The sequence below is a fragment of the Kitasatospora sp. NPDC057904 genome (assembly GCF_042887925.1).
GTDB lineage: Bacteria > Actinomycetota > Actinomycetes > Streptomycetales > Streptomycetaceae > Kitasatospora.
The window spans coordinates 397,972-422,144 of the sequence record NZ_JBHVOL010000004.1; the positions used below are offsets into that span (position 1 = coordinate 397,972).

A 24,173-nucleotide genomic window follows, 5' to 3' on the forward strand; every position below is an offset into this window, starting at 1 on the left:
CCGCAGCCCGAGAGCGTCTGACGTCCCGTCCCTCACGGGGCGGCCCCGGTGCACCGGCCGGCCGCGCCCCCCGGGGACCGAAACAACCCCCCCAACCCCCCCCCGCGGGGGGCGCCCCCACCGGGGGTGGCCGCACGCCGCTTCGTTCGCGTTTCGGGTCAGTTGACGTAGATCAGCGGGCTGCCCGCCACGGAGGTGTCGGTGACCGGGCCGTAGGCGGCGGTGAAGTAGCCGGTCTGGAAGCACAGGCCGGAGCCGGAGGTGAGGTTGAAGGGCTGGGCGGCGAAGGAGATGCTGTTGTCGCTGTTGGACGTGGTGCCGGAGATGCTGGTCGCCTGCTGGTAGACGCAGGTGACGCTGCCGAGGATGGTGTTGAGCACCACCGTGGTCTGCATCGGGCCGGCCGCGCCCGGGGAGAGGGTGACCGGGCTGCCGGTGCCGTCGCCGACGGTGTTGGTGTAGGCGAGGTTGTCGACGCTGATGCTCTGCACGCCCGTGACGCCGAGGACGCTGGAGCTGCAGCCGTCGAAGGTCTGGGTGTTGAGGGACTCGACGGCGTTTCCGGGCGCGGCCGGGTTGGCGCTGACGGTCGCCGAGAAGGAGGAGCTGGTGCAGCTGATGCCGTTGGTGCTGGTGGCGCTGTCGTAGAAGTTGGCGGTGGTGCCGGAGGTGAGACTGGCATTGAGGACGTCGCCCACCGAGGCGGCCGGGCCGCCCAGGCTGCCGGTGGTGAGGACCGCGGCGGCGTCGGCCTGGGCAGGGGCGACGGCGGTGGCGGCGAGGGCGAGGGCGGCGAGGGCGGCAGCCCCGAGGGTGCGGCGGATGCGCATGAAGGTGCCTCTCCGTACGGAGTCGGGTGGGGGTGCCCGCGTGCGGGTGTGGTGGCGTGCACGGCGGGGGAGGTGCGGGGGCACGGCGGTGCGGCTCCCAGCGGGCCGCGCCGGGGCGGGCCCGGCGCCACGGGCCCGCCGTGCGGCGGAAGGGGTGCGGAGGTGCGCGGTGCAGTGGGGTGCAGGCCGGCGGCTGCCACCGCCGTGCGTGCGTCCGCCGTGCTCCCGGGCCCGGGTGGCGCAGTCGGCGCCGGCGGGCCCTGGCGGGTTCTCCGGCGGTCGTTCGCCCACCGGTTGGAAACCTGCCAGTGTTGTAAACCCGGTGTTGCATCAATGTCAAGACGGGACACAGGAGTTGGTGATGGAGCGGAATACCGTCCGGGGGGCCGACGTGATCCTGCTGCCGGGGGCGCGCACCGGCCGTGACCCGGCCCGTTCGATCAAGCGCGGCCCGAGCCGGCTGCCCCCGGCGGTGGTCGCCGCGACCCAGCGCGAGCGGCTGCTGGACGGGCTGGTCCACACCGTCGCCGAGCACGGCTACCAGCACGCGACGGTGAGCGACATCTGCCGGGCGGCGGGCGTGACCAGACCGGTGTTCTACGAGCTGTTCAGCGGCAAGGAGGACGCTTTCCTCGCCGCCCACCGGTTCGGCACCGGCGTGGTGATCCGGCGGATGGCGGCGGCCTTCGCGGCCGAGCCGGACTGGTGTGCCGGGATCCGGCAGGCCCTGGGCGCGATGCTCCAACTGCTGGCCGGAGTGCCGGCGTTCGCGACCATGGCGGTGATCGAGATCGAGGCGGTCGGCCCGGCCGGTCGCCGGGAGCGCGAGCAGCTGCTCAAGCGGTTCCGGGCGTTCTTCGCCGAGGTGCCCCAACTCCCGTGCGACGTGGCGGTGGAGCCCCTGGTGGACGCGGTGGTGGGCGGCGTCTACAGCGCGGTCTACCGGCGGGTGAACTCCGGGCGGACGGCCGAACTGCCGCAGCTCCTCCCGGCGTTGAGCCTGTTCTGTCTCGCCCCGTTCCTCGGTCCGGCCGAGGCGGCGCGGCGGCTCGGTATCGGCCGGGAGGCCGACGGTTCGGCCGCGGAATCATGAATTCCGTTACGGGACGGATCATTTGACGTTTGGTCAAAGTGTTTCATGGGCTGGATCGTTTGGTGAAGATCCCTTCGTGCACTTCTATTGACCGGGCGAATACCGGGCAGTAGCTTCACGGTTGCTCCAATCGCGGTCCGACCGGTTCCGCCCCGCTGCCGAGGGGCGGCCGACCGGCCGGCCGCGGAACGCTGTCCGCGCCAGGACAACGTGCCAGTGACTGCCCAATCCACCCACTCCAGGGAGCGCACATGGCCATGTCCGAGGAAGCCGCCGCCGGGGCGGAGGCACCCGACACTCCGGCCGGGCCCGGAAGAGGACGCGTCCGGCTCAAGCGGACCGCCCTGATGGCCGTCCCGGCCGTCGTCGCGGGCGGCGTCCTGATGACGCTCACCGCGCAGGGCGTGCTCGCCACGCAGTTCTCGATCTCCGGCATGCCGTTCACGATCACCGCGACCTCGCTCCACGGCGACGGCTTCGAGCAGTTCGGGAGCCTCGACCACATGATCAAGAACAGCCCGAACCAGGGGCACACCGGCGGGCAGGTGCTGGTCGCGGTGACGGCGATCAAGACGGCCCAGATCACCAACCTGTGCCAGAGCGTCGACCTCGGCGGCATCAACCTGGTGATCCACGCCGGTGACGCCGGAACCCCGGTCACCGCTCAGAACCTCACCAGCGACTCCGACATGATGTCCGGCGACGCCTCGTTCTCCAACATCGAGATCGGCGGCGACGCCAGCGAGTACACCAAGGCCGGGGTTCAGGGCAAGCCGGGCGTCTTCGGCCAGCAGGCCGACACCATCGACATGGTGAACGTGAACCAGCACAACTACGCCAGCACCGCAGCCAGCTTCAAGCTGCCGCACCTGAAGCTGAGCTTCAGCTCGAAGGGCTGCTGATGACGGAGCCCACACCGCCGAGCGCCCGTGGCGGAGGGGGCGGAGCCGAGGGGACGGCTCCCGCTCCCGCCGCGGCGAGCGCGGCCGGGTCCGGCCCTGCGCCGGTCCCTGCGCCGGTCCCCGTGCCCGCACCGACCGCCGGCGTCGCGGCAGCCGTCGCGCCCGCCCGGCCGGTCAGGCGCGACTGGCGGGGACAGCGACCCTTCTGGGGCGGCCTGCTGGTGACGCTCGGGGGCGCCGAGATCCTCTTCACCCTGCGGGCGCCGCTGCCGGTCGTCCTGCACATGGGGATGCAGGGGATCGCCGGCTACCTCGTGCCGGCGGTGATGGTGCTCTGCGGCGTGCTGATCGTCTTCAACCCGGCGCAGCGGCTGTTCTACTCGTTCATGGCCGTGCTCGCGTCGCTGGGCAGCTGGCTGACGTCCAACATGGGCGGCTTCCTCTTCGGGATGCTGCTCGGCGTGATCGGCGCCTGCGTCACCTTCGGGTGGGTGCCCGACCAGCCGGTGCGGCGCGGCCGGGCCCGGCGCGAGCGGCGCAGGGCGCAGCGGCGGTCGGCGGGCAGCGGTGAGGCGGCCGGTCCGGCCGGGGCGTGACAGCGCCCCGTCCTCGGTGTCGGGAGAGCACCGAGGACGGGGCGTCGCGTTCCGCGGCCGGGGCGGGCTCGGATGGTTGCGGAGTCGCGGGGTCGCGCTCCGTGGCCGGGCCGGGCTCAGATGGTCGAGGCGTCGATCACGAAGCGGTAGCGGACGTCGCTCGCCAGTACCCGCTCGTAGGCCTCGTTGATCCGGTCGGCGCTGATCAGCTCGATCTCGGCGGTGATGCCGTGCTCGCCGCAGAAGTCCAGCATCTCCTGGGTCTCCGGCAGCCCGCCGATCATGGAGCCGGCCAGCGAGCGGCGGCCGGTGAGCAGCGCGTGCGCGTTCACCGTGACGGGCTTCTCCGGCGCGCCGACCTGGACCATGGTGCCGTCGACGCGCAGCAGTCCGAGGTAGGCGCTGAGGTCGAGGTCGGCCGAGACGGTGTTGACGATCAGGTCGAAGCGGCCCGCCAGCTCGGTGAAGGTGGCCGGGTCGGAGGTGGCCCGGTAGTCGTCGGCCCCGAGCTTCACGCCGTCCTCGCGCTTGCGGAGCGACTGGCTGAGCACCGTGACGTCCGCGCCCAGGGCGTGGGCGATCTTGACACCCATGTGGCCGAGCCCGCCGAGGCCGACGATCGCGACCTTCTTGCCCGGGCCCGCGCCCCAGTGGGTGAGCGGCGAGTACAGGGTGATGCCCGCGCACAGCAGCGGCGCCGCGGCGTCGAGCGGCAGGTTGTCCGGGATGCGCAGCGCGTACCCCTCGTCGACGACCAGCTCCGTCGAGTACCCGCCGTACGTGGGCCGGCCGTCGCGGCCTACGCCGTTGTAGGTGGGGGTCATGCCGCCGCCGGTGCAGTACTGCTGCAGGCCGGACGTGCAGTTGTCGCACTCGCGGCAGGAGTCGACGAAGCAGCCGACGCCGACGCGGTCGCCGACCTTCCACTTCGTGACGCCGGGGCCGGTCTCGCTCACGACGCCGGCGATCTCGTGGCCCGGCACCATCGGGAAGATGCCGGTGCCCCAGTCCTCGCCGACCTGGTGGATGTCGGAGTGGCAGATGCCGGAGAACCGGACGTCGATCACGATGTCGTGCTCGCCGACCGCCCGGCGCTCGACGGTGGTCTTCCGGAGCGGGGAGTTCGCGGTGAGCGCCGCGTAGGCGGCGGCGGTGCGGGTGGGAGCCTGAGCCGTGTCGTTCGTGATGCCCGTGTTCGTCATGTCCTCAAGGCTGCGCCGGACCGTACGGGCCAACCAGACCAACGATCAACGTACGCAACCCCGACGTAGGGAAGCGGAACGTAGCAGCGCGCAACCTACGCACGGCAGTATCACCCTCGCCCGCCCCCGGGAGCGGCTGCCCGCCCGCATACTGCAGACATGGACCAGCGCACCGAACTCAGCGAGTTCCTCCGATCCCGCCGCGCCCGGCTGCGGCCCGAGGACGTGGGCCTGCCCGACCTCGGCACCCGTCGCCGGGTGCCGGGGCTGCGCCGCGAGGAGCTGGCCCAGCTGGCCGGGGTCAGCACCGCGTACTACACGCGGCTGGAGCAGGGCCACGGCGAGAGCGTCTCCTCCGCCGTCCTGGACGCCATCGCCCGTGCGCTGCGGCTCGGCCCGGCCGAGCGCGAGCACCTCGGCCGGCTCACCAAGCCCGCCCGCCGCCGCCCGGGCCGCGCCGCCGCCCGGATCCAGCAGGTCAGGCCCGCGCTGCAGCAGCTGCTCGACGCGATGGAGGGCGTGCCCGCGTACGTCCTCGGGCGGCGGCTCGACATCGTCGCCTGGAACCGGCTCGGCACCGCCCTGCTCGGCGACTTCGGCGCCATGCCGCCGGAGCAGCGCAACATGGCCTGGCACGTCTTCCTCGATCCGGCCGCCCGCGAGCTGTACCTGAACTGGGAGGGCAAGGCCAGCGACGTCGTCGGCATCCTGCGCCTGGACGCCGGGCGCGACCCGGACGACCCGCGCCTGGCCTCCCTGATCGGCGAACTCTCCCTCAAGAGCGAGGAGTTCCGCCGCATGTGGGCCGCGTACCGGGTGCAGGACAAGGGTCACGGCACCAAGGAACTGCACCACCCGGTGGTCGGCCGGCTCAGCCTCCAGTACGAGACGCTGCGCCCGGCCGGCGACGACTCCGACCAGGTCCTCGTCACCTACCACGCCGAGCCCGGCTCCGCGTCGGCCGAATCTCTGCGGCTGCTGGCGAGTTGGGCGGCGACGGAGCTTGCAGCGAAGGAGCTCACAGCGAAGGAGCTCGCGGCCAAGGATCTCGCGGCGAAGGCCGAGGGGGAGCCCCGGCCGGTCGCCGAGAGCCGCACGTCGGAACCCAAGGGCTGACGTCCGGTCCGATGGTCCCGGGTGCCCCCGGGGCCATCGGCCCTTCCGGCCGGGCCGGGGCAGGCCGTTGACTGGGCTGGTTATGGAGATCAGCAGCAGCCCCACGACCACCACCGCCGAGTACGACCGGCTGATCGCGCGCCACCACGCGATGCTCCTCCGGCGTCAACTCCTCATCCCCTCGGAGCCGTTCGAACCGAACGCCGAGGCCTACGGGTACGACGGCGCCGCCGACCAGCGCCTGATCCGCCTCGGCCCGCCGCGCGGCGCCCTTCCGCCGGCCGGCGGCGGCCGTGACCTCCTCCCGGCCCCGGGCGGCGGCCACCGCTGGAGGGGCTACCGGTAGCAGTACGAGTCCGACGAGGCGTCGCCGCCCGCGAGGTGCGTCTGGTGCACCCGCAGCCCGCGGAACTCCTCGCCGTGCGGGAAGAACCGCTCGTCCACGGTGAGCCCGCCCGCCTCGGTGTCCGCGTCCAGCTTGACGATCCACGGCTCGATGCCGTCCGGGTAGAACTGGTCGTCCCACGCGCCGTACAGCGAGTTGGTGAGGTAGAGCCGCCGCCCGTCCCGGCTGATCTCGACCATCTGCGGCGCCCCGCTCAGCGGCCGCAGCGGCTCGGCCGGGTGCGGGGTGCGGGCGGTGACCCCGCCCAGGCGCACCGAGGCGGTCCTCCGGGGGTGGAACGGGTCCGACACGTCGAACTGGAAGATCTCGCCGGTGCCCCACGCCGACACGTACAGCCAGCGGTCGTCCACCGACAGGTTGATGTCGGTGACCAGCGGCGGCACCGCGCCGAACGGCTGGAGCGCGGGCGGCAGGTCCTCGGTCTTGGCCGGCTCGGCCGGGATGTCGATCACCTTGCGCGCGGTGAACGCCGGCCCGTCCCGGTACCAGAGCCAGACGGAGGACGAGAGGTCCTCGACGTTCGCGACGACGCCCGCGAAGCCCCACTCCGCCTGCGGGTCGTGGGCCGGGCGCAGCTCCAGGACCATCTGGTACTGGTCGCCGAGGTCGACCCGCTGGAGGTGGCGGCCCGAGTCCAGCTCCCAGAAGTGCAGGGCGTGCCCGTACTTGCGCCCGAGCAGCAGCTCGGGCACCACCCCGTCCTCGACCATCCGCGGCGTGCCCCACTCGCTGGTGATGCCGACGTTCGTCCCGAGGTGCCACCACACGTCGTACGCGAGGTGCTGCGGCCCGCGCTCGGTCTCCCACGGGCGCAGCACGTCGAAGGTGGTGTGGTCGAGCAGCGCCACCCCGCCCGGCCCGTCCGTCCCGTCCCCGGCGCCGAGGCAGGACAGGAACACCCCGCCCGGCCCGCAGTGCAGCGTGTGCGGCCGCGAGTACCCGGCTCTGGCCGCCAGCTCCTGCGCCTCCACCGTCTTCACCAGCCGCGGCCGCACCGGATCGGGCCGGGTGTCCATCACGTGCACCCGCGACGACCGCAGCCCGGGCAGCAGCAGGTAGCGCCGCTCCGGGTTCTCGTGGCAGGCGTGCGCGAGCGCGCTGGAGCAGGCGTTCCACCCGAAGTGGTGCAACTCATCGCCGAGGGTCGGCAGTTCGGCGAAGTTCAGCACCCGCCCGTAGCTCGCCGACGCCGGGTCGACGTCCACCGTCAGCAGCGCGTCCGGCCGCCGCCCCGCCCGGTCGAACCCGGCGACGTACGCCAGCGTCTCGGCCGGCGCGGCCATCGCCTCCGCGGCCGACCGGTACAACGACGGATCGGTGTGCCCGGCCGTCGAACCCTCGTCCTGCTGCACCATCTACGGACCCCCTCAACTCGCCTGCCGGTCACGGGAAGTGACGCGCGTCCGGGTAGCGTTCCACACCCCCACCGGCGCACCACAGGCGCACGGGGAGCGGTCCGGTGGTGCGCCGCCCGCCCACCCGCGGCCAGTACGCTGGGGAAGGCCCGCTGCGAGGGGCAAGGCCCGTGCAGGGCACCGGGCCTGTATCCGAGTGGGTGGGGTGGCGTGGGGTCGAGCCGCAAGTCGGACAAGAGGCGGTCGAAGAGTGCGAAGGTATCGAACGCGGTCATCGGCGGGACGTTCCACGGGCATACGATCCAGGCGGGGACCGCCCATGTGACCGTCCATGACCACAGATCCGGAAGCGTCCTCCGCACTTCCGCATCGCCGCTGCCGCCGCTCCCGCCACTGCCCGTTGCGTTCACCGGCCGCGACCGGGACGTCGACGACATCCTCGCTTCGCTGGCCCCCGACGGGGTCTCGGGCGGCGATTTCGCCGGGCTGATGCTCACGGGGCTGGGCGGGATCGGCAAGACGACCGCCGCCATCGCGGCGGGCCGTGCGGCCATGGACCGGGGCTGGTTCCGCGGAGTGCTCTTCGTGGACATGCGTGGCTACGACGACACCTGCATGGAGGCCGGACAGGCGCTGGACACTCTGCTGCGGATGCTCGGCGTCCCCGCGGAGAACATCCCGCCCGACACCGAAGCGCGTGCCGCGTTCTTGCGGGCGGAACTCGACCGGAGCGAGTCGGGTGTTCTCGTCATCGCCGACAACGTGTCCAGCGCCCGGCAGGTCATCCCTCTTCGGCCTGCTTCGGCTCGCCATCGTCTGCTGGTGACCTCTCGGGAGATCCTCCCGGGGCTGGGCGCTCGTGTGCTTCGACTCGGCCTGCTGGATCCCGAAGCGGCCCGGGATCTCATGGCGTCGGAGGTGAGAGCGGCCTGGCCGCATGACGACCGGGTGGCTGCGGATCCCGATGGTGCCCTGCTCGTCGCGGAGTTGTGTGGGTACCTGCCTTTGGCGCTGCGACTTGCGGCCGCGCAGCTCATCGTCGATCAGCACCTGCAACTCGGCTGGCTGGCGAAGGACTTGACGGACTCGGCCGGCCGGCTGGACCTGCTGCAGGACGGGGAAACCGGGATCCGGCTGACTCTGGACAGTTCCCATCGGCGCCTCTCCGTTTCGCAGGCCGAGCTGTTCCGCCTGCTCGCGCTCAATCCCGGCCCCGAGATCTCCACCGTGGCGGCCGCGGTCCTGGCGGGCCGGACGCTTCGTGAGACCAGGATCATGCTCGCCCAACTCGCTCGTACCGCCCTCGTCTCACAGACCCCCGAGGGGGGCAGGTGGTACCTGCACGACCTCGTTCACGTGTTCGCCGCCGAACGGGCCCAGATGCATCCGGAGCCGAGCCGGCAAGCCCGGCGACGCCTGTTGGAGTTCTACGTCGCCGCTGCGGGTGCGGCCAACGACTCCGTGACGGCACTGCCCGACAGTCCTCCTGAACTCGGCGTGTTCCACGACCGTTCGCATGCGCTCACGTGGATGGATCGTGAACGTCCCAACCTCGTCGGGACGGTGCAGGCAGCGGTGGCGACGAATCATCCTGAGCTCGTCACGGAGCTGGCCCCGGCGCTGGGCTCCTACCTGATCAGGAGGTTCCGGACGGACGACGGTCTGACGGTCACCCGTGCGGCCCTGGATGCGGCTCGTGCCCTCGACAGCACGTCGGACGAGGCTGCCGCCTGGAACAACTTCGGTCTGGCACTGCACGAGGCCCGTCGCTTCGACGAAGCCGCAGAGGCCTTCGGACGGTCCGGCGAGCTCTTCCGTCAGTGCGGTAACCGCAGGGGCGAGTCCAGCGCGCAGGGCAACCTCGCCAACTCTCTGCGCAAAGTCCGGCGCTTCGACGAGGCGCTCGCGGCCCACCAGCACGCCCTCGCCATCGATCGGGAGCTGGGCCACCGCCGTCGTGAGGGCGGGACCTTGAACAACATCGCGGCCACCCTGCAGGACATGCGGCGGTTCGACGAGGCCATCGAGATCCTCGAGTGCGCCCGCGACATCCATCGCGAACTGGGTGACGTGGACGGGGAAGCGACGGTGTGGTCGAACCTCGCCATGGCCATGGGGGAAACTCGTCGCTTCGACGAGGCCGTCGAGGCCGGTCGGCATTCCGCCCGACTCGCCAGAGATCTCGGGGACCCCCACCTCGAGGCGACGGCGTTGGAGGAGATCGGGGCGGTCTTCCAGATGACCGGCCGATTCGAGGAGGCGATCGCAATCCACCAGAAGACGTGCATCGGGTTCCGCGAACTCGGAGACCGTCATGGTGAAGCCCTGTCGTGGGGGAACCTCGGGCTCGCCCTGGGGGCCGTCCGGAGGTTCGAAGAGGCGGTGGATGCGCACGAGAAGGCCCTGGCCATACATCTGGAACTAGGAGACCGCCACGATTGGGCCCGTACCTGCGGCAATCTCGGCGCGGCCCTGAACGGACTGGGCCGGTTCGAGGAGGCCGAGGACGTACTCCGGCCGGCACTGGCCGTGTTCCAGGAGCGCGGTGACCGGCACGGTGAGGGTGGGGTGTGGAACAACCTCGGTGCCGTGCTGGAGGAAGCAGGCCGTCGGGGCGAGGCGATCCAGGCCCACCAGGAGGCACTGCGTGCTGTGCAGGAGGTGGGTGACCGACCGGCGGAGAGCCGGTCCTTGACCAACCTCGGCGACGTGCTCCGGGAAGCAGGCCACGTCGGCGCGGCGATTGCCGCTCACGAACAGGCCCTCGAAATCCATCGGGCTCTGGGCGATCGCCACGGTGAGGCGAAGCTGCAGGACAAACTCGGTCTGGACTTCGGTGAGGGAGGTGATCATCAGGCCGCAGCCGACGCCTTCCAGCGGGCCCGGCGGCTGTACCTGGACCTCGGTGACGAGGACGGTGAGGCCGTGGCACTGCTCGGTCAGGCAGATGCCCTCTGTTCTCGGAGCGGGTTCCAGGAAGCAGCGGACGCGGCCCGCGAGGCTCTCGTGTTGTTCCGGCGGCTCGGCTCGGCCGACGGCGAGGCGGCGGCCTGGTACTGCCTCGGCGATGCCTTGCACGGGGTGGGCGAGACGGCTGAGGCCGAGACGGCGCTCCGGCGGGCCGAGACCTGTGGCCAGGTGCTGGATGCCGACGGTGACGACGGGTCCGGCCCGGACACGGTCGCCGATTGATTCCCGCCGGGTGGGCACCGCCGCGCGGGGCGGGGCTACCGGCCGGTATCGTCGGGGCTCGGGAACGGTGGAGACCTGCTGCGGCGGGCCCGAGTGCGGATAGGTGCGGCGAGAAGCGATGGAGTTTCGGGAAGACATCCTGGGTGCCCCTTACGAGGCGGTCGAGCTGCCGCTGCGGCGCGACTACGAGGGCGAGGTCTGCGCGACGCTCGTGCGCCGGCTCGTGCCGGGGTCCGAGAAGGCCGTGCTGTACGTCCACGGGTACAACGACTACTTCTTCCAGACCAACCTCGCCGACCACTTCGTCGCGCTCGGGTTCTCCTTCTACGCGCTCGACCTGCGCAAGTACGGGCGCTCGCTGCGCCCGCACCAGTCGCCGAACTTCGTGCGCGACCTCGTCGAGTACGACGAGGAGATCGACGAGGCGGTGCGGATCGTCCGCGAGGCGGACGGGCACCGGCAGGTGCTGCTGAACGGGCACTCCACCGGCGGCCTGATCGGGGCGCTGTGGGCCGGACGGCGCTCCGGGCGGGGCCTGATCGACGGGCTGTTCCTGAACAGCCCCTTCCTGTCCATGCCGGCCTCGGCCGCCGCCGTGACCTTCGGCGGCCCGGCCGTCTCGGCCATCGCCCGGGTCGCGCCGACGCGGGTGTTGCCCTCCGGGCTGAACCCGCACTACACGCACAGCCTCCACAAGGACCACCGCGGCGAGTGGGACTTCGACCTCCGGCTCAAGCGGCCCGAGGGCTTCCCGCTGTTCGCCGGCTGGCTCGCGGCCATCCACCAGGGGCACCGGCGGGTGCGGCGCGGGCTCGGCATCGACGTGCCGGTGCTGCTCATGGCCTCCACCGCGTCGATCTCCACCACCAAGTGGCACAACGCCCTGCACCACGCCGACGGCGTCCTGCGCGCCGACGACATCGCCGCCCAGGGCCCGCACCTCGGCCGGCACGTCACCATCGTCCGGATCGAGGGCGGCATGCACGACCTCGTCCTGTCCGGCGAGAGCGCCCGCACGCAGGTCTTCGCCGAGCTCGACCGCTGGCTCGACGCCTACCTGCCGGCCGTGCCGGTCGGGGAGCCCGCGTGACCGACGAGCCGGTGCCGGTCGGGCGGCCCACCGACCTCGGGTTCGCCAAGCTCATGCCGGACATCGACCGCGACGGCGGCTGGCTGCTCACCCTCGACGGCACGCCGCAGTCGTACGTCGACCTCGCCGACCCCACGCACCTGGAGTTCGAGTACACCCGCCGCCTCGGCCACCTCGCCGACGCGCTCGCCCCCGCCGGGCGTCCCCTCGACGTGCTCCACCTCGGCGGCGGGGCGCTCACCGTGCCCCGGTACGTCGCCGCGACCCGGCCCGGGTCGCGGCAGCAGGTCGTCGAGGTGGACGGCCCCCTGCTCGCCCTGGTCGAGGAGCACCTGCCGTGGCAGGGGCCCGGCGTCGACATCACGGCGACGGTCGGCGACGCCCGCACCGCCCTGGCCGCCGTACCCGCCGGATCGCTGGACCTCGTCGTCGCCGACGTCTTCCACGGTTCCCGCACGCCCGCGCACCTGACGTCGGTGGAGTTCCTGCGCCTGGCAGCCGCCGCGCTGCGCCCCGGCGGCTGCTACGCCGCGAACCTCGCCGACGGCCCGCCGCTGGCCTTCGCCCGCGCCCAGGCCGCGACCGTGCGAGCGGTGTTCCCCGAGGTCTGCCTGATCGCCGAGGCCCCGGTGCTGCGCGGCCGCCGCTACGGCAACATCCTGCTGGCCGGCTCGACCGCCCCGCTCCCGGTCGCGGACCTCTCCCGCGCCCTGGCCGCCGACATCTTCCCGGCCCGCCTGACGGACGGCACCGACCTCGCCACCCTGGTCGGCCGCACACCCCCGGTGACGGACGCCGACGCCACCGACTCCCCGCCACCCCCGGACGGCGCCTTCAGCGTCGGCTGAGGCGGCTGGCCCCTTCCGGTGGGCCCGGCCGCGCGTCGGCTCGCGCGGCCGTCGTCCCGGGGTGTGAGAATCGGCGGGTTCGAGCGGGTGCTCGGGTGGACGGCGGAGGGAGAGGGCGATGGGCGGCGTGGAGCGGCCGGACTTGGGGGAGGTGCCGGAGACGGCGCTGTGGACGCTGTGGCACCGGGCGGTGGAGGCCCGGCGGCCGGACGCGGTCCTGCACGACCCGAAGGCGGTCGAGCTCGTCGGGCGGATCGACTTCCCGTTCGAGGAGCGGTTCGGGCGCCGGGCGGCGGTCGCGCAGCTCCAGGCGCTGCGGGCGGCGTGCTTCGACCGCGAGGTGGCGGACTTCCTCGCCCGCAACCCGCGCGGCACCGTCGTCTGCCTGGGCGAGGGCCTGGAGACGCAGGCCTGGCGGGTCGACAACGGGCGCGCCCGCTGGATCTCCGTCGACCTGCCGGAGACGGCCGCGCTGCGCGAGCGCCTGCTCCCGCCGGACGCGCGCCACCGCATCGTCGTGTGCTCCGCCACGGACCCGCGCTGGATGGACGAGGTGGACCCGGCGCAGGGGGTGCTCATCAGCACCCAGGGCCTGCTGATGTACCTGCGCCCGCCCGAGGTCCGCGGGCTGATCGCGGCCTGCGCCGAGCGCTTCCCCGGCGCGACCTTCGTCCTCGACGCGGTGCCGCGCTGGTTCAGCGCGCGGGCCGTCCAGGGGAAGCTGCGGGACAAGTACTACAAGGCGCCGGCCATGCCGTTCGGCATGGACGCGGGCGAGCGCGGGAAGCTCGCCACCGCCCACCCGGCGGTGACGGACGTCCGCGAGGTGTACCCGGAGGGCGGGCGCGGGATCGTCCGGGCGCTGCTGCCCCTCGCGGCCCGTGTGAACGGCAGGCCGTCCGTGGTCGCACTGCGCTTTGCCAAAAAGAGGGAATCGGCCGAAGGTAGCGGAACCTCCGCCGCGGCCCGTACGTCGTAAGACCAGGTAAGACCAGGCGATCGGCGGGGAGAACACGGCCGGCCGGCACGTTAGGCTGCCTGGTCAGAGGGGGAGCGGCCCGCGTGCCGCCATCGGAAGACCGCCGGGACGGGCGCACCGCACAGGGGCGCGCCCGCACCGACCTGCCACGGAGGTACTGGCCTTGCACATCGACGCCTGGATCGAGAGCGTCCCCCCGGGGGCCGTGTACGGCCTCGTGGGCTTGATCATCGGTCTGGAGTCGCTGGGCATCCCGCTGCCCGGCGAGATCGCGCTGGTCACGGCGACGCTGATGGCTGTCAAGGGCGTCGTGAGCCCGTGGGGCATCGCCGGCGTGGCGATCGCGGGCGCGATCATCGGCGACTCGATCGGCTACTCGATCGGGCGCAAGGGCGGCAAGCCGCTCTTCGAGAAGCTCGGCCGCAAGTTCCCCAAGCACTTCGGGCCCTCCCACCTGGCCACCGCCGAGCGGTCGTTCCAGCGCTGGGGCATGTGGGCGGTCTTCTTCGGCCGCTTCATCGCGCTGCTGCGCATCTTCGCGGGGCCGCTGGCGGGCGCGCTGAAGATGCCGTACTGGAAGTTCCTGATCGCGAACGTGCTCGGTGGCGTGGTCTGGGCCGGCGGCACGACGCTGCTGGTCTACAAGGTCGGCAAGAGCATCGAGCCGTGGCTGTCGCGCTTCTCGTGGGCCGGGCTGGCGGCGGCCGTCGTCGTGGGCGCCGGCTCGGCGTGGTTCATGAAGCGGCGCGCCGCGAAGGCGCACGCCGCGCACGAGGCGGCGGAGGCGGCGGCATCGGAGAGCGTCAAGGAGCCGGTGGCGGACTGACGTTCGGGCCGCGGGGTCACCTGCGTCGGCGGCGGTGCGGAGTAGCGTGTGATCACGCACAGCCCGCACCGAAGGCACCGCCCGCACCGCACCGAGCACTGGAGGCCCCGATGACGCAGCCGACCTGGGACGCCGTGGACGCGTACTTCTCGGACACGCTGGTCGGCCACGACCCCGTCCTGGAGGCCGCGTCCGCCGCCGCCGACGCGGCGGGCCTGCCGCACATCGCCGTCGCCCCCAATCAGGGCAAGCTGCTGCACCTGCTGGCGCTGACGGTCGGGGCCCGGCGGATCCTGGAGGTCGGCACGCTCGGCGGCTACAGCGCGATCTGGCTGGCGCGCGCCCTGCCGGCCGACGGCACGCTGATCACCCTGGAGATCGACCCGAAGCACGCCGAGGTCGCCCGCGGGAACCTCGCCCGCGCCGGGCTGGACAAGGTGGCCGAGGTGCGGCTCGGCAGCGCCCTCGACTCGCTGGCCGTGATCGGCGCGGAGGGCGGCGAGCCCTTCGACCTCGTCTTCATCGACGCAGACAAGGTCAACAACCCCGCGTACTTCGCGTGGGCGCTCAAGCTGACCAGGCCGGGCTCGCTGATTGTGGTCGACAACGTGGTCCGCGGCGGCGCCGTCGCGGACGCGGCCGGCACCGACCCCGCCGTCGTCGCCACGCGTAGGCTGCACGACGTGATCGCGGCCGAGCCGCGCGTCACCGCGACGTCCGTGCAGACCGTCGGCAGCAAGGGCTACGACGGCTTCACGCTGGCGCGCGTGCAGAACTGAACCACCGCAACACCTTGGAGGACCCTGTGCGGATCGGACTGCTGGGCACCGGCCCCTGGGCGGAGCGCGTGCACGCGCCCGTCCTCGCCGACCACCCCGGGCTGGAGTTCGCGGGCGTGTGGGGACGCCGTCCCGACGCCGCCACGGCGCTCGGCGCGGCGCACGGCGTGCCCGGGTACGCGGACCTCGACAAGCTGCTCGCCGAGGTGGACGCGGTCTCGATCGCGTTGCCGCCGACCGTCCAGGCCGACCTCGCGGTGCGCGCCGCCGAGGCCGGCTGCCACCTGCTGCTCGACAAGCCGGTCGCGCTGACCGTCCCGGACGCGCGGCGCGTCGCCGGGGCCGTCGAGCGGCACCGCGTCGCGTCCGTCGTGTTCTTCACCGTCCGCTTCGGCGGTGACCAGATCCCGTGGATCGAGCAACAGGCCGCCCTGGGCGGCTGGTTCACCGGCCGATCGGACTGGCTCGGCTCGGTGTTCGCCCCCGGCAGCGGCAGCCCGTACGCGGCGTCGCCGTGGCGGCAGGAGAAGGGCGCGCTGTGGGACGTCGGCCCGCACGCGCTGTCCGTGCTGCTGCCGGTGCTCGGCGATGCGACGCGGGTGACGGCCGTGGCCGGCCCGCTCGACACGATCCACCTGGTGCTGCGCCACGCGGGCGGCGCGTCCAGCACGCTGGCGCTCAGCCTGACGGCGCCGGTCGCGGCCGGCGGCACGGGCATGGAGATCCGCGGGGAGCACGGCGTGGCCCACCTGCCGGAGCGCGGCGAGGGCCCGATCGCGGCCCTGCACCGCGCCCTGGACGCCCTCCGGGACTCCGCGCGCACGGGCGAACCGCACGCGTGCGGCGCGGAGTTCGGGCTGCGCGTGGTGGAGATCCTCGCGGCCGCCGAGCGCTCGCTGGAGTCGTCGGCGCCCGTCGAGGTGTGATCCCGGCGGGCCAGCGTCCCTCGGCCTACCGGCCCTTGGCCTCGAAGCGGACGAAGTCCCGCCCGGCGGGCCCCGCCTGGAGGCCGAGGGACTGGCCGATCACCGCGGTCGGCGCGCCGACGAGCTCGCACAGGCGGCGCATCAGCTCCTCCCCGGAGGTCCGACTGCCGTCCGGCGCCGGGTCGTTGCGCAGTGCGGCGAGCGCGGCCGGGTCGGCGAGGCCGGCCTTGCGCGCGATCTTCCCGCAGTAGGAGTCCCAGTCGGTCCGGTGGGCGGCGTACTCGGCCGGGTCGGCCGGCGGGGTCCAGTCGCGGGCCCAGCCCATGTTCTCGTACCCGCCGCCGGGGAAGCAGACGGTGACGCACAGGCCCCACTCGGCGTCCTCCAGCAGCCACACCGTCGTCTTGGAGTCGACGGCGAGCATCCAGGCCGGGTCCATGATGCGGCTGCGGCTGATCCGGCCGAAGCGCGGCTTCGGCGGGTCGAACAGCAGGCCGGTGCCCTGCGGTCCCCGGTAGAGGTAGCCGCCGCGCTTGCCTCGTGCGAGGGCGGTGAGCACCTGTTCGGAGGGGGCGGAGGTGATGGCGGCGTACGTGGGCACGGTGGATCCTCGGAAGTGATGGTCGGGTCGGGACCGGTCGGTCGGTGCCGTCAGTCGGCGCTGCGCAGCGCGGACGCGTGGTAGACGAGGTGTGCCGGGACGGCGGCGTCGATGGCCCGCGCGGCCGCGCTGATGTCGCCGATCAGGTCGGGGACGACGGGCACGAAGCAGGTGCTGTGCCCGTACACGATCCGGGCCGGACCGCGCACCTCGACGGCCGCGATGTCGTCGAACGGCACGTGGTGGATCTCGCCGTCGGGTTCGCGCGCCCACACCCCGGCGTGGTTGACGACGAACCGCGTCTTGCGGGCCGCCGAGTAGCGCAGCCGGTCGGCCAGCGGGGGCTTGAACACCTCGCCGTCGGCGGGCAGTTCGGTGTGGTGGGTGCAGCGGTGGCGGGGCACCGGGGTGCCGTCGGGCAGGACGGGGGAGACCTCGACGCCGCAGGGCACGACGAGCAGGGCGGTGCGCAGCGCGTCCGCGAACGCGCGCCGGGCCCGGTCGGGGGTGACGGCGGCGAGGGCGTCGAGGCGCGCGGGCGCGTCGCGGTAGGTCTCGCCGAACAGCGACCGGGCGGCGGCGTGGCCGAGTTCGGCGATCGTGTTGCGCGGGTCGGTCCAGACCTCGCGCATGCCCTCGCGCTCCTCGGCGAGTTCGGCCTCGGTGACGCCGTCGCGGGCGAGCCGCAGCGCCTCGTGCCAGAGCAGCTCGCTGACGGTCTGCTCCTGGCCCTCGCGGGCGTCGAGGTACACGGTGTGCTCGCCGGTGGCCGCGCCGGCGTTGTCGAGGCTGCCGCCGACGTCGTAGGTGAGGCCCAAGGCGTGCCGGGCGCTGTCCCGCAGGCGCTGCGCGAACACGGCGACGGCCGCCATGAGGGCGGCGTCCGCCAGTGCGCCGTGCAGCGCGATGCCGGGCCCGGGGACGTCCTCCTGGCGCCAGGACCGGCCGCTGAGCAGCGCGGGCCGGGCTCCGGCGCGGTCGGGCCGCGCGCCGGCGGGCAGCGGCAGGCGCAGCCCGGCGGGCGGCGGGCCGGTGAGGACGAGGACGGCGTTGCCGGCGTGGAAGTACCGGAACAGCGTGTCCTGGACGGCCTCGACGGTGATCCGGTCGGCGCCCGGCCCGCGGTAGGCGGCGAGCCCGAGGCCCTGGACGCCGTACCGGTGCGAGAGCAGCTCGGCGGTCTGGGGGACGGCGACCCGGCCGTCCTCCGCCTCCAGGACCCCGGCCTCCCGGTCGATGCGGTCCAGCGGCAGATCGCTCAGCGCGGCGCACACCCCGCCCAGGTAGTCCACGACCTGCTCGGGCTGCCCGGAGCACGTGAACCGGGTGAGTTCGAGGTCGACGGACGCGTTGTGGTCGTGGTGGAGCCGCGGCAGCGTGCTCATCGCCAGGTGCTCCACGAGGTGGACCACCCCGAGCGTGCGCAGCGTCTCGTCCCGCGCCCCGCACCCGAAGATGAGCTCGGCCTCCAGCGGGCCGGGCGCGGGGGCCCACAGGACTGGTATTCCGTCGATGACCTCGTGATTCACGCGGCGATCATAAGGGGTGAAGTTCTTTACCCAGTAATGACCCCCATTTTGCCTGCTCGCGAGATGCGGCCCACGGCGGGCCGTGGGACTCCTCGTGAAGCACATCGATCCGCTGCCGGACCTCGTCCGGCCGGTGCCCGGCGGGGCTTGCGGGGACGAGGACGGCCCCGGTCGCCGATACGAGAATGAAACGTCGTCACAGGAAACTGATGTGACCGATGAAGGGATGAAACGCGGTCCAGACGAGAACCTGATGTCCCGTCCCTACAGTGCCGCACATGTCACATACCGATTGCCGGAATCGCCTTCGTCACAGCCGGACCCCCGGCCGAGCGTGCACCCAAGCCGCCCTGACCGCAGTCGTGTTGGCCGCCGGCCTCGCGTTGGCCCCGTCCGCAGGGGCGGTGCCGGAGGACGGGGCCGCCACGAGCCGGGTGGCCGTCCATCCGGAGGCGGTCACGGCCGCGCAGCAGCAAGCCGTCCTGGACTACTGGACCCCGGCGCGGATCGCCGCCCTGACCCAGCCGTCGTCCGGCAACCCGCCCAGGAGCGGCCCCGACGGAGCCCCGTGGACCGGTACCGCCACCCTGAGCGGGACGGTGGGCAGGCTCTTCTTCACCAACCACGGTGAGGACGAGAGCTGCACCGCGACCGTCGTGAACAGCGCCAACCGCAGCACCGTCGTCACGGCGGCGCACTGCGTCAACAGCACCGACCTCCTCGGTGAGAACGACGAGTGGCTGTCGAACGAGATGTTCGTCCCGGGCTACCACGACGGCCTCGCGCCGTACGGCAGGTTCGTCGCGCGCGCCGGGGTCGCCGATGCCACCTGGCTCCTCAACGACCAGCAGAACGGCCTGAAGTTCGACGCGTACGACCAGGCGTTCCTGGTCCTGAACGGCAACGCCGCGGGCGAGCGCGTGCAGGACGCCGTCGGTGCCGCACAGCGCATCGGCTTCGACCGGCCGGGCAACGCGTCGGTCCACCACTTCGGCTACCCGCGCGAGGCCTCGGGCGACCCCTCGCGCGCGGGTCTGCCCGAGTTCACCGGGGCCAGGCTCGCCCACTGCGCGGGACGGACCCGTGAGTACCCCGGTACCAAGGAGCACCCGGAGCCCCGGGGCGAGTGGGGCGCCCCTTGCGTGATGGGCGGCGGCTCCAGCGGCGGTCCCCGCGTCGCCGACTTCGACCCGTCCTCGGGGATCGGCACCGTCGTGGGCGACAACACCCAGGGCGCCTTCTTCGACTCCTCGGGCCGGGTGTGCGAGCGCGGCACCGCCTCCTGCACCCGGCACCTCGTCGGTCCGCAGTTCACCTCCGCGATCACGGAGCCGCTGTACCGGGCCGCCGAAGCCGCACCCGTCGCCTGATCGCGACCGTCCCCCGAAACGAACCGGACCCTACCGAGAATGGCAACGATGTCAGCCGAACACCGAGCATTCCCCCGCAACCTCGCCGCCGCGGGAGCCCTCCTGCTGAGCGCGGCCACGGCGGCGGCCGTCCTGCTGCCGGCCGCCGCCCACGCCGCGGAACCGGAGCCCATCGCGACGCACGCCGGAGCCACGACCGACCAGGAGCGCAGCCGGATCGACGCCTACTGGACCCCGGCCCGGATGAAGCTGGCGGGCGCGGTGGTCCCCGAGATCACCCCCGTGCCCGAGGACGACAACACGCCCGACGATCCGCTGCCGCTTCCCCCGAACACGCCGGACCCCGGGGCGACCTGGACGCACGGCGGGGCGGTGAACGAGAGCGTCGGGCGGCTCTTCTTCACCTTCTCCGACGGTTACGACGGCAGCTGCACGGCGACGGTCGTCGAGAGCGCCAACCGCAGCACCGTCGTCACGGCGGCGCACTGCCTGCGGGGCGTCGGCCCCTCCGCCGCCGACGGCACCTGGCGGCACAACGTCTACTTCGTGCCCGGCTACCGCAACGGCACCAAGCCGCTCGGCGGCTTCAGCATCAGGAGCATGGCCACCTCCGCCCGCTGGGACGCCGACCCGGCCACGACGACGTCGAGCGACGTCGCCGTGGCCGGCCACGACACGGGAGTCCTGGTGGCGAACCCCTCGGCCGAGGGGCGGCGCATCGCGGACGTCACCGGAGCCCAGCGGATCGCGTTCACCAGGCCCGTCGAGGGGGAGTTCATCCACACCTTCGGGTACCCGAAGGACCGGCTCAACAACCCCGCCGCCAAGTACGCCGGATCCCGGATGATCCACTGCGCCGGACCGGCCCGCCCCGGCCCCAAGGCCCCCCTCCTGTGGGGCGAGTCCTGCGACATGTCCCACGGAGCGAGCGGCGGCCCGCACCTGACCCGCTTCGACACGCGCACCGGCGTCGGCACCGTCGTCGGCGTCACCACCACCAGCGAGGACCTCGCGGGCGGGCAGACCAACACGCTCTACGCCACGCGCTTCGGTGACAGTGCCCGCCACCTCTACACCTGGGCGCAGACCCGCCAGGCCTGACCTCCTGGCCCACCCCTGCCCGGCCGGCTTCGCCGCCCGGCCGGGCAGGGCACCTTCTCGACGCGGCCGGCGAGCCGCCGTCAGGCCGGGGGCAGGCCGGGCCCGGCCTGGTCGGGGCGGCGGTCGGCGGGCCGGGTCGGGGGGATGACGGGGGCGCGGAAGTCGCGGGGGCCGGACCACAGGGCGGGGACGGCGTCGCTGCGCCGGGCGAGTTCGTAGGCGAGGGCCTCGTAGTTGACGCGCCAGCCGTTGAAGTGGCGCCAGGCGTCCTCGACCGGCCGCTCGCGGGTGAACCCGGCGGCGGTGATCATCGCGACGGCGCCGATGTACTCGGCGTAGGTGAGGCGGATCGGGGTGGCCGGGTCCGGGTCGGCGTCGAAGTCGACGCGCAGGGCGCGCGCGATGTCGCGCATCGCGGTGAAGCCGGCGCGGATCACCAGGCGGGCCTCGGGCGGGGCGGAGCGCGGGCACAGGGCGAGGTGGAGGGCGGCGGCGTCCATGACGGCGATCAGGCCGACGACCCAGCTGCGGTTGGGCTGCGGGGAGCGGAAGGAGAGCAGCACCGGGTAGTTGGAGTGGCTCTCGCCGATGTCGGCGGCCAGCCGCTCCCAGTCCCGGTAGAGCTGCGGCAGGGCCGTCTCGGTGTCGACGAGGGACTGCCGGGCCAGCAGCTCCGGGCCCCACGCGGGCTCGCCGGCCCGGGACTGGAGCAGCGTCACCTCGGTCTCGCGCCGCTGGTAGGCGGCGTAGAGGGTGGGCAGGTAGGCGATCTGCAGCGCGATGACGAGCGGGCCGCTGGAGGCGGCCATGAAGTCGATCACGGACAGGTGCAGGCGGTCGCCGCTGGCGAAGCCGAGTGTGAAGAGGCTGGATCCGGCCTCGCGGAACGAGACCGACCAGTCGAGCTCCGACGTGCCGTGCAGCAGCAGCGTGTACGCGAGCAGCATCCCGCTGAGCCACACCCCGAGCATGCCCAGCAGCACGAGCGGCGCGAGCCAGGTCAGTGCCCGGTCCTGCGCCCGGTAGGTGCCGAAGGGCGCGGCCCAGACGCGCAGCAGCAGCCGGAGCGCGGCCCAGAGCCGGAAGACGAGCGCCGAGTACAGGCCGCGGGGTACGACGAGCGTGCGCAGGATGCTGCCGATGACGAGCAGGAGCACGAGCACGCCGGCCACGGTGTGGATCAACCTCATGGGGTCATTCTGGCGGTCGTCCAGGTCAGGCGCGGCGCGGGGCGCCGACGGTGGCGGTTCGGCGCCGGGTACGGCGGTGGCTCGGCGGTGGTTCAACGCGAGCGGTCGTGTGCGGTATGAACATGATCACACCGATTTGGTGGCGTCCTGGCGCGGTCCCGCAGGCGTCTACCCCTTTGACGGGGACTGCATCCACCGACAGATCGGAGACCGGGCTGTGCGTTTACACAGGGTCGGGGGCAAGGGCGGGGGCAACGGCGGGGGCGACGAGGACCAGACGGGGCGCCGACGACGGCACCCGCTACGGCGGCTCGACTACCCGCGCCGGGGCCGGCGCGGGATCCGCCGCTGGCTGCCGTCCTGGCGGCAGCTGCTCCTGCTCACCGGTGCCGGAGCGGTGACGGTCACGGCGCTGGCGGCCTGGCTCTACGCGACCACCGAGGTGCCCGAGGACCTCAACGCCTTCGCCACCCAGCAGAACAACGTCTACTACTGGGCCGACGGCACCGAGATGGCCCGGATCGGCGAGACCAACCGCCAGGAGGTGCCGCTCGACCGGGTGCCGGAGCCGGTGCAGTGGGCGGTGCTGTCCGCGGAGAACGAGACCTTCTACTCGGATCCGGGGATCTCGCTCTCGGGCATCGGCCGGGCGGTCGTCTCGATGGCCACCGGCGGCGACACCCAGGGCGGCTCGACCATCACCCAGCAGTACGTCAAGAACAGCTACCTGAACCAGCGCCAGGCCATGTCCCGCAAGCTCCGCGAGGCCGTCATCGCGATCAAGCTCGACCAGCGGATGAGCAAGCGGGACATCCTGGCCGGCTACCTGAACACCAGCTGGTTCGGGCGCGGCAGCTACGGCATCGAACGGGCCGCCGCCGCGTACTACGGCAAGGACGTCTCGCAGCTGAACCCGAGCGAAGGGGCCTTCCTGGCGGCCCTGTTGAAGGGGGCAGGGCAGTTCGATCCGGCGCTCGGCGAGGAGAACCGCGAGCGCGCCGAGGACCGGTGGTCCTGGATCCTGGACCGGATGGTGAAGGCCGGAAAGCTGTCCGCGGCCGAGCGCGCCGGCTACACGGAGTTCCCCGAACCGAGGCCCCAGCCGAAGGCGGCGGGGCTGAGCGGCCAGGTCGGCTACCTGGTGGACATGGCCAGGGCCTACGTCGAGGGCCACAGCGACATCACCCCGGCGCAGTTCGACCTCGGCGGCCAGCAGATCTTCACCACCTTCGAGAAGCCGCGGGTCACCGCGCTGGCGGCGGCCGTGCAGGAGGCCACGAAGGGCATCGACCCGAACGCCCGCGAGGCCGACAAGCTGCTGAAGGTCGGCGCCGCGTCGGTGGCCCCGGACGGGCGGATGGTCGCGCTGTACGGCGGCCCGGACTACCTGAAGCAGGGGTACGACAACGCCAACGCCTCGTCGGTGCCCATGGGTTCGGCCTTCACCCCGCTGGTGTACGCGGCGGGGCTCGGCCAGGGCGTGCAGCGCCAGCGCGGCGGCAGCCGCTCGCCGGTGACGCCAGCCACCCTCTACAACGGCGACCACGGGGTGAACGTCATGACCCCGGAGGGGCCGTACTGGGGGCGCGACGGGAAGACCGCCAAGACCGCCAACGACGGCGGACGCAGCTGGGGCCCGGTGAGCCTGCGGAGCGCGATCGAGCAGTCCGTCAACGGGCCGATGGCGCAGCTCGCCATGGACGTCGGCCTGGACCGGGTGCAGCAGACCGCCACGGACCTGGGCCTCCTCCCGGGCAGCATGGGCGAGCTCGTGCCGGCCTTCGGTGTCGGCAACTCCACGCCGAGCGCGATCAGGGCCGCCGACGCGTACGCCGCCTTCGGGGCGAAAGGCAGCCGCACCGACCCCTACTCGGTGCTGCGGATCACCCGCAATGGGGAGGTGCTCGCGCTGCGGCTGCCGACGGCCGTCCAGGCGCTGAGCGCGGCTGCGGCGGAGGAGGTCGACGCGGCCTTGAAGGGCGCGGTTCGTGGCGGCAGCGCGCAGGCGGCCGCGGAAGCCGGACCGGACGTGGCGGCGAAGCCCGGTACCACCGTGGACCGTACGGCGGGGTGGTTCGTCGGCTACAACGCGCGTGTGTCGACGGCGGTGACGGTGTTCCGGGCGGACCTGAAGGACATGAAGCTGCTCTCTCTGGAGGGCCTCGGCGGGGCTGCCCCGGACACCCTGGACTCCGAGCTGCCGGCGCGGATCTGGACGTCGTTCATGAAGGCGGCCGGGTAG

21 protein-coding genes are annotated in these 24,173 nt (G+C 73.0%); 15 read left to right on the forward strand and 6 right to left on the reverse strand.

What is annotated here, in order from left to right:
* Positions 1-158 precede the first annotated feature (158 nt).
* Positions 159-830 (reverse strand): Tat pathway signal sequence domain protein, encoded by a 672-nt coding sequence (locus ACFVSN_RS13430; protein ID WP_380446918.1) that lies wholly within the window; start codon positions 828-830, stop codon positions 159-161.
* A 361-nt stretch (positions 831-1,191) separates the two neighbouring features.
* On the opposite strand from ACFVSN_RS13430, the gene ACFVSN_RS13435 reads away from it, so the two are divergent.
* The 3 genes from ACFVSN_RS13435 (at position 1,192) to ACFVSN_RS13445 (ending at position 3,421) form a co-directional block, all read left to right on the forward strand.
* Entirely contained in the window at positions 1,192-1,923 is a 732-nt protein-coding gene (locus ACFVSN_RS13435) for a TetR/AcrR family transcriptional regulator (protein WP_387594020.1), read from the forward strand.
* A gap of 251 nt (positions 1,924-2,174) precedes the next feature.
* Positions 2,175-2,825 carry a DUF6230 family protein gene (locus ACFVSN_RS13440; protein ID WP_380446922.1) on the forward strand — a complete coding sequence of 217 codons (651 nt, stop codon included), beginning with the start codon at positions 2,175-2,177 and terminating at the stop codon, positions 2,823-2,825.
* 122 nt (positions 2,826-2,947) lie between these two features.
* Positions 2,948-3,421 carry a DUF6114 domain-containing protein gene (locus tag ACFVSN_RS13445; RefSeq protein WP_387955068.1) on the forward strand — a complete coding sequence of 158 codons (474 nt, stop codon included), beginning with the start codon at positions 2,948-2,950 and terminating at the stop codon, positions 3,419-3,421.
* 116 nt (positions 3,422-3,537) lie between these two features.
* Here ACFVSN_RS13445 and ACFVSN_RS13450 read toward each other — a convergent pair whose 3' ends face one another.
* On the reverse strand, positions 3,538-4,623 hold the full coding sequence (locus ACFVSN_RS13450; protein ID WP_380446926.1) for an NAD(P)-dependent alcohol dehydrogenase: 1,086 nt from the start codon (positions 4,621-4,623) through the stop codon (positions 3,538-3,540).
* A 159-nt stretch (positions 4,624-4,782) separates the two neighbouring features.
* Between ACFVSN_RS13450 and ACFVSN_RS13455 the strand changes: the two genes are divergently transcribed.
* Together ACFVSN_RS13455 and ACFVSN_RS13460 are read left to right on the forward strand one after the other, a co-directional pair.
* A complete protein-coding gene (locus ACFVSN_RS13455; protein ID WP_380446929.1) occupies positions 4,783-5,739 on the forward strand; it encodes a helix-turn-helix transcriptional regulator in 957 nt (318 codons plus the stop codon).
* 82 nt (positions 5,740-5,821) lie between these two features.
* Positions 5,822-6,085 carry a hypothetical protein gene (locus tag ACFVSN_RS13460; RefSeq protein ID WP_387955070.1) on the forward strand — a complete coding sequence of 88 codons (264 nt, stop codon included), beginning with the start codon at positions 5,822-5,824 and terminating at the stop codon, positions 6,083-6,085.
* On the opposite strand, the gene ACFVSN_RS13465 is transcribed toward ACFVSN_RS13460, so the two are convergent.
* Positions 6,076-7,500: a selenium-binding protein SBP56-related protein gene (locus ACFVSN_RS13465; protein WP_380494919.1), complete on the reverse strand. Its 1,425-nt coding sequence runs from the start codon at positions 7,498-7,500 to the stop codon at positions 6,076-6,078. The genes ACFVSN_RS13460 and ACFVSN_RS13465 overlap by 10 nt on opposite strands.
* 210 nt (positions 7,501-7,710) lie before the next feature.
* Here ACFVSN_RS13465 and ACFVSN_RS13470 point away from each other — a divergent pair, with 210 nt between their 5' ends.
* The 7 genes from ACFVSN_RS13470 to ACFVSN_RS13500 all read left to right on the forward strand — a co-directional run bounded on the left by ACFVSN_RS13470 (position 7,711) and on the right by ACFVSN_RS13500 (position 16,140).
* Positions 7,711-10,692 (forward strand): tetratricopeptide repeat protein, encoded by a 2,982-nt coding sequence (locus ACFVSN_RS13470; RefSeq protein ID WP_387955072.1) that lies wholly within the window; start codon positions 7,711-7,713, stop codon positions 10,690-10,692.
* Positions 10,693-10,810: 118 nt separating this feature from the next.
* Complete coding sequence (locus ACFVSN_RS13475; protein WP_380446938.1) at positions 10,811-11,782, forward strand: alpha/beta hydrolase; 972 nt, start codon at positions 10,811-10,813, stop codon at positions 11,780-11,782.
* Positions 11,783-11,835: 53 nt separating this feature from the next.
* The gene (locus ACFVSN_RS13480; protein WP_387594040.1) at positions 11,836-12,630 is read left to right on the forward strand and encodes a spermidine synthase; all 795 of its coding nucleotides are present in this window, start codon (positions 11,836-11,838) and stop codon (positions 12,628-12,630) included.
* A gap of 118 nt (positions 12,631-12,748) precedes the next feature.
* Positions 12,749-13,609, forward strand: a complete 861-nt coding sequence (locus tag ACFVSN_RS13485) for a class I SAM-dependent methyltransferase (protein WP_387594012.1) — start codon at positions 12,749-12,751, stop codon at positions 13,607-13,609.
* A 163-nt stretch (positions 13,610-13,772) separates the two neighbouring features.
* Positions 13,773-14,435, forward strand: a complete 663-nt coding sequence (locus ACFVSN_RS13490) for a DedA family protein (protein WP_380494913.1) — start codon at positions 13,773-13,775, stop codon at positions 14,433-14,435.
* Between the two features lie 110 nt (positions 14,436-14,545).
* Positions 14,546-15,214, forward strand: coding sequence for an O-methyltransferase (locus tag ACFVSN_RS13495; RefSeq protein ID WP_380448784.1), 669 nt, complete (start codon positions 14,546-14,548; stop codon positions 15,212-15,214).
* 26 nt (positions 15,215-15,240) lie between these two features.
* Positions 15,241-16,140, forward strand: coding sequence for a Gfo/Idh/MocA family protein (locus ACFVSN_RS13500; RefSeq protein WP_387955075.1), 900 nt, complete (start codon positions 15,241-15,243; stop codon positions 16,138-16,140).
* A gap of 25 nt (positions 16,141-16,165) precedes the next feature.
* Here the strand turns inward: ACFVSN_RS13500 and ACFVSN_RS13505 are convergent, their stop codons facing one another.
* On the reverse strand, positions 16,166-16,741 hold the full coding sequence (locus tag ACFVSN_RS13505; protein WP_387594007.1) for a hypothetical protein: 576 nt from the start codon (positions 16,739-16,741) through the stop codon (positions 16,166-16,168).
* Between the two features lie 50 nt (positions 16,742-16,791).
* A complete protein-coding gene (locus ACFVSN_RS13510; protein WP_387955077.1) occupies positions 16,792-18,270 on the reverse strand; it encodes an insulinase family protein in 1,479 nt (492 codons plus the stop codon).
* Between the two features lie 404 nt (positions 18,271-18,674).
* Between ACFVSN_RS13510 and ACFVSN_RS13515 the strand changes: the two genes are divergently transcribed.
* Together ACFVSN_RS13515 and ACFVSN_RS13520 are read left to right on the forward strand one after the other, a co-directional pair.
* Positions 18,675-19,640: a trypsin-like serine peptidase gene (locus tag ACFVSN_RS13515; RefSeq protein WP_387955079.1), complete on the forward strand. Its 966-nt coding sequence runs from the start codon at positions 18,675-18,677 to the stop codon at positions 19,638-19,640.
* Positions 19,641-19,688: 48 nt separating this feature from the next.
* Positions 19,689-20,741 (forward strand): trypsin-like serine peptidase, encoded by a 1,053-nt coding sequence (locus tag ACFVSN_RS13520; protein WP_387955081.1) that lies wholly within the window; start codon positions 19,689-19,691, stop codon positions 20,739-20,741.
* Positions 20,742-20,821: 80 nt separating this feature from the next.
* Here the strand turns inward: ACFVSN_RS13520 and ACFVSN_RS13525 are convergent, their stop codons facing one another.
* Positions 20,822-21,931: a hypothetical protein gene (locus ACFVSN_RS13525; RefSeq protein ID WP_380444034.1), complete on the reverse strand. Its 1,110-nt coding sequence runs from the start codon at positions 21,929-21,931 to the stop codon at positions 20,822-20,824.
* Positions 21,932-22,148: 217 nt separating this feature from the next.
* On the opposite strand from ACFVSN_RS13525, the gene ACFVSN_RS13530 reads away from it, so the two are divergent.
* Positions 22,149-24,173, forward strand: coding sequence for a transglycosylase domain-containing protein (locus ACFVSN_RS13530; RefSeq protein WP_387955083.1), 2,025 nt, complete (start codon positions 22,149-22,151; stop codon positions 24,171-24,173).

Coding starts and splice junctions, on each gene's coding strand:
- ACFVSN_RS13430 (WP_380446918.1), bottom strand. CDS start 830: ATGCGCATCCGCCGCACCCTCGGGGCTGCCGCCCTCGCCGCCCTCGCC.
- ACFVSN_RS13435 (WP_387594020.1), top strand. CDS start 1,192: ATGGAGCGGAATACCGTCCGGGGGGCCGACGTGATCCTGCTGCCGGGG.
- ACFVSN_RS13520 (WP_387955081.1), top strand. CDS start 19,689: ATGTCAGCCGAACACCGAGCATTCCCCCGCAACCTCGCCGCCGCGGGA.
- ACFVSN_RS13460 (WP_387955070.1), top strand. CDS start 5,822: ATGGAGATCAGCAGCAGCCCCACGACCACCACCGCCGAGTACGACCGG.
- ACFVSN_RS13475 (WP_380446938.1), top strand. CDS start 10,811: ATGGAGTTTCGGGAAGACATCCTGGGTGCCCCTTACGAGGCGGTCGAG.
- ACFVSN_RS13440 (WP_380446922.1), top strand. CDS start 2,175: ATGGCCATGTCCGAGGAAGCCGCCGCCGGGGCGGAGGCACCCGACACT.
- ACFVSN_RS13525 (WP_380444034.1), bottom strand. CDS start 21,931: ATGAGGTTGATCCACACCGTGGCCGGCGTGCTCGTGCTCCTGCTCGTC.
- ACFVSN_RS13485 (WP_387594012.1), top strand. CDS start 12,749: ATGGGCGGCGTGGAGCGGCCGGACTTGGGGGAGGTGCCGGAGACGGCG.
- ACFVSN_RS13495 (WP_380448784.1), top strand. CDS start 14,546: ATGACGCAGCCGACCTGGGACGCCGTGGACGCGTACTTCTCGGACACG.
- ACFVSN_RS13455 (WP_380446929.1), top strand. CDS start 4,783: ATGGACCAGCGCACCGAACTCAGCGAGTTCCTCCGATCCCGCCGCGCC.
- ACFVSN_RS13465 (WP_380494919.1), bottom strand. CDS start 7,500: ATGGTGCAGCAGGACGAGGGTTCGACGGCCGGGCACACCGATCCGTCG.
- ACFVSN_RS13480 (WP_387594040.1), top strand. CDS start 11,836: ATGCCGGACATCGACCGCGACGGCGGCTGGCTGCTCACCCTCGACGGC.
- ACFVSN_RS13450 (WP_380446926.1), bottom strand. CDS start 4,623: ATGACGAACACGGGCATCACGAACGACACGGCTCAGGCTCCCACCCGC.